Annotated in this window: 12 protein-coding genes and 1 pseudogene; 4 read left to right on the plus strand and 9 right to left on the minus strand. The window is 64.2% G+C overall.

Annotation, left to right across the window (positions count from 1 at the left end; genetic code table 11):
- A partial coding sequence (locus tag Y707_RS32020; RefSeq protein WP_155852621.1) for a hypothetical protein occupies positions 1 to 252 on the minus strand: 252 nt, incomplete at its 3' end.
- Between the two features lie 133 nt (positions 253 to 385).
- Between Y707_RS32020 and Y707_RS28670 the strand changes: the two genes are divergently transcribed.
- A complete protein-coding gene (locus tag Y707_RS28670; RefSeq protein WP_026533716.1) occupies positions 386 to 787 on the plus strand; it encodes a hypothetical protein in 402 nt (133 codons plus the stop codon).
- Between the two features lie 159 nt (positions 788 to 946).
- On the opposite strand, the gene Y707_RS0100875 is transcribed toward Y707_RS28670, so the two are convergent.
- Positions 947 to 1,756, minus strand: coding sequence for an alpha/beta fold hydrolase (locus Y707_RS0100875; RefSeq protein ID WP_026533717.1), 810 nt, complete (start codon positions 1,754 to 1,756; stop codon positions 947 to 949).
- Between the two features lie 229 nt (positions 1,757 to 1,985).
- Here Y707_RS0100875 and Y707_RS0100880 point away from each other — a divergent pair, with 229 nt between their 5' ends.
- The gene (locus Y707_RS0100880) at positions 1,986 to 2,771 is read left to right on the plus strand and encodes a DUF427 domain-containing protein (RefSeq protein ID WP_026533718.1); all 786 of its coding nucleotides are present in this window, start codon (positions 1,986 to 1,988) and stop codon (positions 2,769 to 2,771) included.
- A 37-nt stretch (positions 2,772 to 2,808) separates the two neighbouring features.
- Here Y707_RS0100880 and Y707_RS22345 read toward each other — a convergent pair whose 3' ends face one another.
- From Y707_RS22345 to Y707_RS32025, 5 genes and pseudogenes are all read right to left on the minus strand, one after another.
- Positions 2,809 to 3,864, minus strand: coding sequence for an ABC transporter ATP-binding protein (locus Y707_RS22345; protein ID WP_051441503.1), 1,056 nt, complete (start codon positions 3,862 to 3,864; stop codon positions 2,809 to 2,811).
- Positions 3,861 to 4,688, minus strand: coding sequence for an ABC transporter permease (locus tag Y707_RS0100890; protein ID WP_216699179.1), 828 nt, complete (start codon positions 4,686 to 4,688; stop codon positions 3,861 to 3,863). The genes Y707_RS22345 and Y707_RS0100890 overlap by 4 nt, the downstream gene beginning before the upstream one ends.
- Positions 4,685 to 5,536 carry an ABC transporter permease family protein gene (locus Y707_RS22350; RefSeq protein WP_051441505.1) on the minus strand — a complete coding sequence of 284 codons (852 nt, stop codon included), beginning with the start codon at positions 5,534 to 5,536 and terminating at the stop codon, positions 4,685 to 4,687. The genes Y707_RS0100890 and Y707_RS22350 overlap by 4 nt, the downstream gene beginning before the upstream one ends.
- Positions 5,533 to 6,375 (minus strand): annotated as a pseudogene (locus Y707_RS22355) (ABC transporter substrate-binding protein); the annotation flags it as partial. The pseudogene Y707_RS22355 and the gene Y707_RS22350, both read right to left, overlap by 4 nt.
- Before the next feature lie 15 nt (positions 6,376 to 6,390).
- Positions 6,391 to 6,783 (minus strand): type 2 periplasmic-binding domain-containing protein, encoded by a 393-nt coding sequence (locus Y707_RS32025; RefSeq protein WP_216699181.1) that lies wholly within the window; start codon positions 6,781 to 6,783, stop codon positions 6,391 to 6,393.
- Positions 6,784 to 6,878: 95 nt separating this feature from the next.
- On the opposite strand from Y707_RS32025, the gene Y707_RS0100905 reads away from it, so the two are divergent.
- Together Y707_RS0100905 and Y707_RS0100910 are read left to right on the plus strand one after the other, a co-directional pair.
- On the plus strand, positions 6,879 to 7,559 hold the full coding sequence (locus tag Y707_RS0100905; RefSeq protein ID WP_035779761.1) for a TVP38/TMEM64 family protein: 681 nt from the start codon (positions 6,879 to 6,881) through the stop codon (positions 7,557 to 7,559).
- Positions 7,552 to 8,190: a CDP-alcohol phosphatidyltransferase family protein gene (locus Y707_RS0100910; protein ID WP_026533721.1), complete on the plus strand. Its 639-nt coding sequence runs from the start codon at positions 7,552 to 7,554 to the stop codon at positions 8,188 to 8,190. The genes Y707_RS0100905 and Y707_RS0100910 overlap by 8 nt, the downstream gene beginning before the upstream one ends.
- Here the strand turns inward: Y707_RS0100910 and Y707_RS28675 are convergent.
- Both Y707_RS28675 and Y707_RS22360 read right to left on the minus strand, forming a co-directional pair.
- Entirely contained in the window at positions 8,172 to 8,471 is a 300-nt protein-coding gene (locus Y707_RS28675; protein WP_051441506.1) for an oxidoreductase dimerization domain-containing protein, read from the minus strand. The two genes, Y707_RS0100910 and Y707_RS28675, sit on opposite strands and share 19 nt — an antisense overlap.
- A gap of 31 nt (positions 8,472 to 8,502) precedes the next feature.
- On the minus strand, positions 8,503 to 9,151 hold a 649-nt coding region (locus Y707_RS22360), incomplete at its 5' end, for an FAD-dependent oxidoreductase (protein ID WP_162150148.1).

Consider the following 9,151-nt stretch of genomic DNA (forward strand, 5'->3'; position numbering starts at 1 on the left):
GCCGGGGCCCTCGCCCAGTGGGCGCCGGCGCCTGAGCTGCTGCCCTACCTGGTGCACCTGGTCCTCGCGGCGGTCGCCCTCGTGCTGCTCCCGCGCGCGCCGGAGACCCGGCCCGCCCGAAGTACTCCGGTCCGCCGGGCACCACTGTTCCCCGCCTCGGCCACCAGCGGCCGGTTCCTCGGCGTCGTCGTCCCGCTTGGGCCGTGGGTGTTCGGCAGCGTCACGTTGGTGTTCACAACCCTGCCCGCTCATGCGCTTCCGCCGAACGCGGCCCTGGAGATCGCGTACCCGGGGTTGCTGGCCGCTGCCGCACTAATGGCGGGAGCGGCTGTCCAGCCCTGGGGGAGACGGCTGCACACCGTTCTGGACGGGCACGGCCCTGCTGGTGCTGCACACCGTTCTGGACGGGCACGGCCCTGCTGGTGCTGCCGCCGTAGGCCTGGCCGTCGTCGCCATCGAATGTCTAGGCGCCGCCTTCGCCACCGCGAGGCCAGGAATGCTGAGCGCTGCTGCGGCGGCGCTGCTGCTCGGTGCCGGATACGGGCTCTGCCTGGTCGTCGGCCTGGAAGAAGTCCAACGCCTCGCGGATCCCGACGAGCTCGGCGCAGTGGTCGCGCTGTTCTACAGCCTCGCCTACGCAGGCCTAGTCGTACCGTACCTCGTGGCTCTGGCGGCCCCCTCCACAGGGAATGCCAACGCCCTGCTGGGCGTGGCCGGCGCGGTCGTCCTAACCCTCGTCGGCGTACTGGTCGGTGAGAGACGCCGAGCACTCCGGAACCCAGCATGAGGTCGATGGGCGCTTGGCTATGAGCCCGACGTCGTTGTGTCCCTACGGCCCGGTGGTCCGAACACTTTGGTGAAAATCTTGAGCGACTGCCGCGCCCTACGCTCGCTGGTCGTGCGCGGTGGCGGAGCGGTAGGAGAGCGGCTCCGGGCCACCCTGCGGTCACCGATTCAACAGGGCGTTGATTTCGGCGGCGACGTCGTTAGGGTGGTCCTCCGGCGTGAAATGTTTCCCACCCGGTATGCGCGTTATTTCGGTCCCAAGGTCGGCCGCCAGCCGTTCGCCGTACTGTACTTTCTGGAAGCGGTCCGCTTCGCCCCAAATTACGCGTGCGGGCAGTCCGAGGGATGGCAGCCGGTCCGCGATTGCGATGGTGTCCTGCACGTCGAGGGCGGTCACCTGCCGCGTCATGCTTCGCGCGGCGCCGTTGGCGACGTACGGCGACCAGTGCTCGCCAAGGGATTCGAGGGCACGCTGCCTGTTGTCGTGGCCGCGGTGGATGAGTTGGACGAATGTTGGGTACAGCAGCACCTCGGGCAGGTGCCGCAGGACCGGTGCCAGCCGCGCCATCATCTTCACACTCGGAATGGGCCAGGAGTCGTAGCAGACTGCATTGGTGAACATCAGTCCGGCAAAGCGGTCCGGTGCCCGGGCAGCGGCTATCTGCGCCACTCCGCCGCCGAGATCATGGCCCACCAGCACCGGCGGCTCGTCAAGTTCGAGTGAATCCAGCCAGCCCAGGAGATAGTCCGCTTGCGCCGATAGACTGATGTTCTCCGCTTTATCCACCGGGATGCTGGAGCCGTAACCATGCATTTCCCAGGCCATGGACCTGCCTTGGACCAGCGGCATGACGTGGCGCCACAAGCGGGGTGAGGTGGGTATCCCGTGGATAAGAACAACGGGCCGGCCCGAGCCGTGCTCAAGCCACCGGTTGGTGACGCCACCAATGATTTTCTGTTGCATGTCCATAACGGCTCCTGATCTGTATCGCGGTGCTCATAGGATCATTCCAACCTATCTTGCCTACATCCGTTTTGACGATGGAAGGCAAGCAGCACCTCGGCCCCGGACATCGAAACTGGACGGATGCCGCGCAGCGGAGGCCGGGTCCGGAACGGAAACGCTTCTCCCGGATAAAGGCCAAGACGTAGGCTGGCAGGAATTAGACCGCGAAACCGTTGCAAGGAAGGACCATCGTATGTCGCTGACTCTTGGACAGGCCCCGTTTGGAGCGGAGAGAGGGTCCTTCGACTTCCCCGTACCAAATCATGTTCATTACTGGGAGCCGTGGCCGCGCCGTATGCGCGCCGTATTGGCCGGACAAACGGTTCTTGACAGCCGGCGCGGGATCGCCTTTCACGAGAGCGGTAAGTTGCCGGTGCACTGGTATCCTCTTGAAGACTTGAGCGAGGACTTCCTTGTTCCGGAGAAACCGGACAACGACGGAGCCAAGCGGTGGAGCATCTCCGTTGGGAAGGTTCTTGCTCCGGGTGCCGTCACGGCGGCCACGTCCTACCAGTCCGACGCGGGCGGGTCGGCGCTGGACGGCTTCGTGACGGTCGACTTCGCCGCGATGGACTGCTGGTTTGAAGAGGATGAGCCGGTCTATGCCCACGTTCGGGACAGCTACCACCGTGTCGATGTCCGGGAGTCGTCGCGCAGCGTCGTCGTGCGTCAGGGGGAGATGATCATCGCCGAGTCAACCCGACCCAAGCTATTGTTTGAGACGGGTCTTCCGGTGTGCTACTACCTTCCGTTCGCCGATGTCCGCCTTGGGCTGTTCGAACGCAGCGATACAGTTTCAGAGTGCCCGTATAAGGGCGATGGTCAGCATTGGCACCTGGACACCGACGGTGTCCGGATAACTGACGCGGCTTGGAGCTTGCCGCACCCCCTGCCCGAGGCACTCGGCGCGGGCGAACACATCTGTTTCTATCCCGACAAAGTCCATATCGAGGTTGACGGCGAACGCGTCACAACGTAGACGTGGGACCCCCGGTGATCCGCCAAAAGCCCGGGAACTAGTTGTTGACTGCCCAGGCGGCCGATTCTTCGAAGTCGACGCCGATGTGGTCGCCGATCGAGAGGTCCGGGGCACCCACCACTTCGGCAGATATACGCACGGCCGGTTTGGCGGTGCTCCCGTTATCGATAATAAGCGTGGCCAGTGTATGGGCTCCCATTGACTTGATGGAGGCTATTGATCCATCCACCACGCCGGTGCCGGCGGAGACGAGATTGACGGTTTCCTGCCGGATCACCAGGAAAGCGGCGCCGTCGTCGACCGTGTCTTGGACCTTAACCCGCCCGAGCGCTGAACTGTGGATTCCGCCGGTGACGTCGCCGGGGATTTCGTTGAGCCCACCCAGTATCCTGCTGACGGCGAGGGAGTCGGGGCGGTAATGCAGTTGAGGGACAGAGCCGTGCTGCAGGATGCGCCCTGTGTCGAGGACCGCGATGGAGTCCGCGAGCACGGAAGCCTCCCGACGGTCGTGCGTGACCATCACAATGGTGGGCTCGAGATGTTCACGGATCAGCGAAACCAGATTGTACATATCCTCGCGCAGCCTTGAATCAAGCGAGCTGAAAGGTTCATCCAGAAGCAACAGCCGTGGCTGCCTGGCCAGCGCCCGCGCCAACGATACGCGCTGCTCCTGCCCGCCGGACAGTTGCCACGGATGACGGTGTGCAAAATCCTCGAGCTGGACAAGATCAAGGTACTCAAGGGCCTGACGGCGGGCACGCCTTCTGGAAAAACCGGCCATGCGGGCAGAAAACGCGACGTTGTCGACAACATTCAGGTGCGGGAACAACAGTGGATTTTGGAACACCAGTGCAATGCCACGACGGTCGGGAGGCGTGCCCGCCAGATCCTCCCCATCCACCAGTACCTGTCCAGCGGCGGGATCCTCCAGGCCGGCCGCTACCCGCAGGAGCGTTGATTTGCCGCTGCCTGAAACGCCCAGCAGGGCAACGCTCTGTGAGGCTTCGACGGTCAGGGAGATGTCCTTGAGCACGTCCTCATTTGCGTCGGAATACCGGTGGCTGATGGTTTTCAGCTCAAGCCGCGAACTCATCGGATCCTTCCATGCCGCCGGGTGAGCAGCAGCGCGGTCAGCAGGGCAAGGGGAGGCAGGACCACCGTCAGTGAGAGGACGGCAGTGAGCTGTTCGTTGCCCGTGGCTGATGCCGCTGATGCCAGGGTCATAGGAAGGGTCCTGAGCTGGCCGCCTCCGACTATCAGCGTGACGATGTAATCCCCCCAGCCGACGAGAAACGCCAGGAACGCCGCCCGTGATGTCGCGGCCGTGAGCAGCGGAAGGCGGACATGGCGGATGGATTGTGCTTTCGAGGCGCCGAGGGAACGGGCGGCTTCCTCAAACCTGTCGTCGTATCCGGCCAAGGCGCTGCGGAACATGAATACGGTGTAGGGCAACGCTGTCACCACGAGCAGCAACAGCACACCACCGGCTGCAGGCACATGGGCGCGCAGCAGGACCACGTTCATGCCCATCACCAGGGCAAACGGCGGTATCGCCAAGGGGGCCAGCAGGATTCCCTCGACGGGCCGGGCATACCGCCGGGGGAGACGCCGGATGGACACGGCTGCCAGGAAACCCAGCGGAGTGGCGAGGACGGCCACCCCCGCACCGAGAAGAGCCGATGCCAGCAGTGCCGGAAACAACCCGGAGGACGCCGCCGCGGACCACCCTTCCCAACTGTAGGTTTGCGGCAGTATGGCGGGAGCATGCCACCGGCCGGCCACCGCCCAGAGGGCCACCGGAACCATTGGCAACGTAAACCACAGGACCAGCAGCAATCCTATTAGAACCCTGCCGGCCCCGCCGCCGGGCATGCTGGTCCGCATGGAGGGCGAGGGCCGTTGGAGTAAAGGAATCATCGCAGCCCGCGCATCCGCCGAAGCAGGATCAGTCCACCGATGATAGCTGCGGCACCGGCCAATACCGACAACAGGACGGTAACCATCGCCTGTGGCCGGGAGTCCAAATCTATGGAGCCAAACAGGCGTACCGCCCGGACCGGCAGCGCTTCAGGGCTGATCCTGCCGAGCAGCCAGGGAACCTCATAGGAGCCAAGAGTGTAAACGAAAACGATCAGCCCTGAAACGGCCAGTGCCGGCAGCGCCAGCGGTAACACCACATGCGTGATCCTCTGCAGCGGTGCCGCACCCAGTGTTGCAGCGGCGTCGCACAACCCACCCACGGAGCGGGCCAGACTGCCAACGATAACCAAGGCCACAAAGGCCGATTCCTTCCACGCATATTCGAAGATGACAGCGCTCCAGAACGGGCCGCCGACGAAGGTGGGGAAGCCGCCGTCGGGCATCCCTAAAATCCGCGCCAGGAAGCCTGCATCCGAGAGCAGCAGGCCGACGGCGCCGGCACCGATCAAATGTGGGATGGGGATGGTGGCGGCACTGACCGCTGCGACCAAACGCCCGGTCCGCGGCATTGCCAGAATGTAGGCGGCCGCAGCGAAGCCAACGGTGCCGGCAAGCAGTGTCGATGCCGCGGCGATGTACAGCGATACCGCTGCGGAGCGGGCCAGCTCGCCGGCGTTGCCGGTCCAGGGCTCAAGGGTGAACGTGGCCGGTCCCGCAAAGGGCATCAGTCCCACGCTTTGCAGCAGGGCGGCACCCAGACTGCCGGCAAGGACGACGACGACCGGCACAACCGCAGGTGCGGCGAGCAACAGGCCGCGCCGCGTCGTCGCGCTTGATTCGCTCATCGGCCGGAGGCCACGTCCTGGCGCCAGGCCTGGTCAAGTGGAGTGACCCATTCGGCCGCGAGTTCACCGTGAGCGTTGCGGGAGAGCACCTCATACGGTGGAACGACATCCGATGAGGGCAATTCCTTGAACAGTTGCCGCTGATCCGCCGAAAGCCGGTCCATGTCCAGTACCGGGAATTGCCCCCACACCTCGGGGTTTGCCTTGGCGGCCTGCTGTTCGGGCGACAGCGCGAGGTTGGCCACCACCATGGCTCCTGCCGCGTCGGACGCGTTGGCCGGAATCGCCAGGAAGCTCGCGTTGCCAACGGTTCCTTCCTTCAGCGGCAGTATCTCCGTGGATTCCGGCAGCGCCCCCGATTCGACCAGATCGGTCAATCGGGCCGGTCCATAGGTCATGGTCATATCGACTTCCCCGTTGGCGAAAAGCCGGTTCAGGGCCTGCTCATCACGGGGATATGTCCGGCCTTCGCGCCACAGCGACGGCTCAAGCTCCTCCAGCTTCTGGATTGCCGCCGGTGCCAAGCGGTCGAAGGCCTCCTGCGAAAATGTCTGGGGGACTTCATCGGCACCGCCGGCGGTACTGAGCAGAACTTCACGCAGGAACACACTGCCCGTGAAGTCCGGCGGCGCCGGATACGTGAACCGGCCCGGATTCTCTTCGGCCCACTCAAGAATCCCGTCCAGGCTGGTGGGCGGATCGGCTATGGCCTCCGAGTTATACACATAGGTGAACTGTGCCTTATGCCAGGGCGCTTCGCATCCGTCCACCGGGACGCCGAAGTCATGGGTAAGCAGGGGATCGTCGGGGTCGGTGTATTCCATATTGGGCAGCAGATCCGTCCAGGCGCACCGTCAGGCGTCGGCCTGTTTGCCGGTGCCGAAGTTGGCGCCGTTGACCCATACCAGGTCCACAGAGCCATCGTCACGGCCGGCCTGGATTTCGGTCAGGACACGGTTGACGGCGTCCGCTGTGTCGGCCACCGGTACCCGTCGAAGTTCCACACCCTGCTTCGCTGCGGCCGGGGTCAGGACGTCATCAACGTACTTGTTGCCCTGCGTGTCTCCGCCGTACATCCATAAATCAACCGTTTGACCGTCGGCTGCAGACAGAACCTCCTCGAAGTCGCTGAATTCCTCAGTGGTTGCAGCTGTCGGGGCGGCGCAGGATGTCAGCAGCAGCATAACGGCCCCGGTGGCGCTGGCGAGGGCCGGGCGGCGCCTACGCCGGAGAACGGGAAGCGTCATAGGAATCCTTCATACGGTTAGATCTGCAGGTTCCAGTATCGTCGATACCGGAATGGCTCCCTAACGAGGGAGCGGAATCTACCGACGGTGGGACTATGCGGGGAAAGCGCATCACTTCCCAACTCATTGCCCTCACGCCGGTACGGAAATTGCTGATTCTGGTGGTATTCGTAGCCGCGCTCACGGTGGTTGTGTTGTTGGTGCCGCTTCCCGACGTCGAGGAGCTGCGCCGGATGACGGATCGTGCCGGCTGGTGGGCACCAGCGGGGTTCATCATCGGCTACGCCGGACTCACTTTGGCTCCGGTACCGAAGAATGTTCTCTCCATTGCCGCCGGGGTTCTGTTCGGCTTCAGCGTAGCCCTGGTCCTCGTTTACACCGGTGCGATGATCGGTGCGGTAGCTGCCTTTTGGCTGGGACGCCTCCTGGGCAGGGAAGCGGTCGAGAAGTTGACCGGAACCCGGGTGGACAAGGTCGATCGTGTGCTCCGTCGTCGTGGTTTCGCCGCCGTCATGGGTGTCCGGCTGGTGCCGGTTCTGCCCTTCACCGCCATAAACTACTCCGCGGGTCTGACCTCGCTGGGATGGCGTCCATACTTTCTGGGCACCGTTCTGGGCATACTGCCCGGAACGATCAGCTTTGTCGCGCTTGGCGCCTACGGGCTGGATTTTGGCTGGCAGACCAATGTGGCCGCCGGAGTGCTGGGAGTGCTTACGCTCGCCGGCGTCATTTTCGCTGTCCGTCGCCGGCGCAGGGAGAAGGCGGACGATGTTTGACGCCCGGCTCCGCCCGCTGCTCTCACCCGCGCTGGACACCGTTGCACGCTGGCTTGACCGTCCCTGGATCACCCCGGACCGGCTGACCGGGCTGAACCTGGTCCTCGGCATATTGAGTGCCGCTCTTGCGGCCTCGCAACAGTGGTTCCCTGCGCTGGCGGCGTGGTTGTTGTGCCGGGCGGCCGACGGCGTCGACGGACCCTTGGCACGCCGGCGGTCCCAACAGAACCAACCTGAAGGCGACAACCCGGATTCAGGCCGGGGCGGGTTCTGGGACATTACAGCAGATTTCGCCGTCTACGGCGCCACCGTGGCCGGCGTAGCAGTCGGAGCGACGACGGCGTTCGGCGCCCCGTGGCTGCCGTTTTTGGCCGTGATGTTCGCCTACTACATCAATGGCAGCACATTTCTCGCGTTTTCCTCCATCGCCGAGAAAACGGGCCGGCAGAAGGACGACGGCCGCTCACTGTCATTTCTGGGAGGACTGGCCGAAGGAGCCGAAACCGTCCTCGTGCACAGCCTCTGGCTGATCTTCCCCGCGGCCGCGTGGCAAATCGCCGCCGTCTGGGCGTTTGTTGTCCTTGTCAGTGCAACCCACCGCATTGTCTCTGGCTACCGGCTGTTGAGCTGAGCATTCCGACGGCGGTCATGGCGCCACCGGTTGAAGCGTAGAAGAACCCTCACGGCCGCCGTCGCCAATGGTGAGTCAAGCCCGGACCGGGCGTGGGCTATGGCGGCGTTCCAGAGTGCGTCGTTGTAGGTGGGGTAGGGGTGGGTGACTCCTGCGAGGTCCCGGGTGCTGAGTCCTTGCTGGACGGCGAGAGTAAGCTCTGCAAGCGATTCGCCGGCCCTCGGGCCCACGATCGTTCCGCCCACGATCCTGCCGCGTTTATCGATCACGATCCGGGTCATTCCTGACGTTTGTTGCTCAGTGACGGCACGGTCAGTGTCGCCATGGTGAATTGTTGATGTCGTGTGCCCAGGGGCTCCGGGTCATTCCTGACGTTTGTTGCTCAGTGACGGCACGGTCAGTGTCGCCATGGTGAATTGTTGATGTCGTGTGCCCAGGGGCGGTGGCGTCGGTGAGACCCACTGCGGCGACCTCCGGGGACGTGTATGTGACGCGCGGAATCGTCTCGTTGACCGTCCGCCGCAGCCCCAGCACGGCGTTGGACGCCGCGACGCTCGCATAAACTCCGGCGAGGTGAGTGAAGTGCGGGTACGGGGTGACGTCCCCAGCTGCCCACACAGCAGGATTTGAGGTACGCATCCCTGCATCGACCAGGACGTGCCCGGATTTGGCGCACTCCACGTCAAGAGCGTCGAGCCCAAGACTCTCCGTCCTTGCGCTCCGGCCCGTGGCGGCGAGGATGACGTCCGCGTCGAAACTTTGCCCGTCGTCGGTATGGACGACGGCGGTCCCATCTTCGTTTGCGCTGACATGGTCGACGCCGGCGTTCTCGATTACGTTCACACCGTCGGCTTCAAGACTGTCTCTGATCACGGAGGCTGCATCGCGGTCTTCCCGGGGCAGAATTTCGGATCTGGCCACGAGGACCACTGCGGATCCGAGACGGGCGAAGGCCTGCCCC

Origin of the sequence: Arthrobacter sp. H14 (genome assembly GCF_000520495.1) — a bacterium.
Classification (GTDB): Bacteria; Actinomycetota; Actinomycetes; order Actinomycetales; family Micrococcaceae; genus Arthrobacter_C.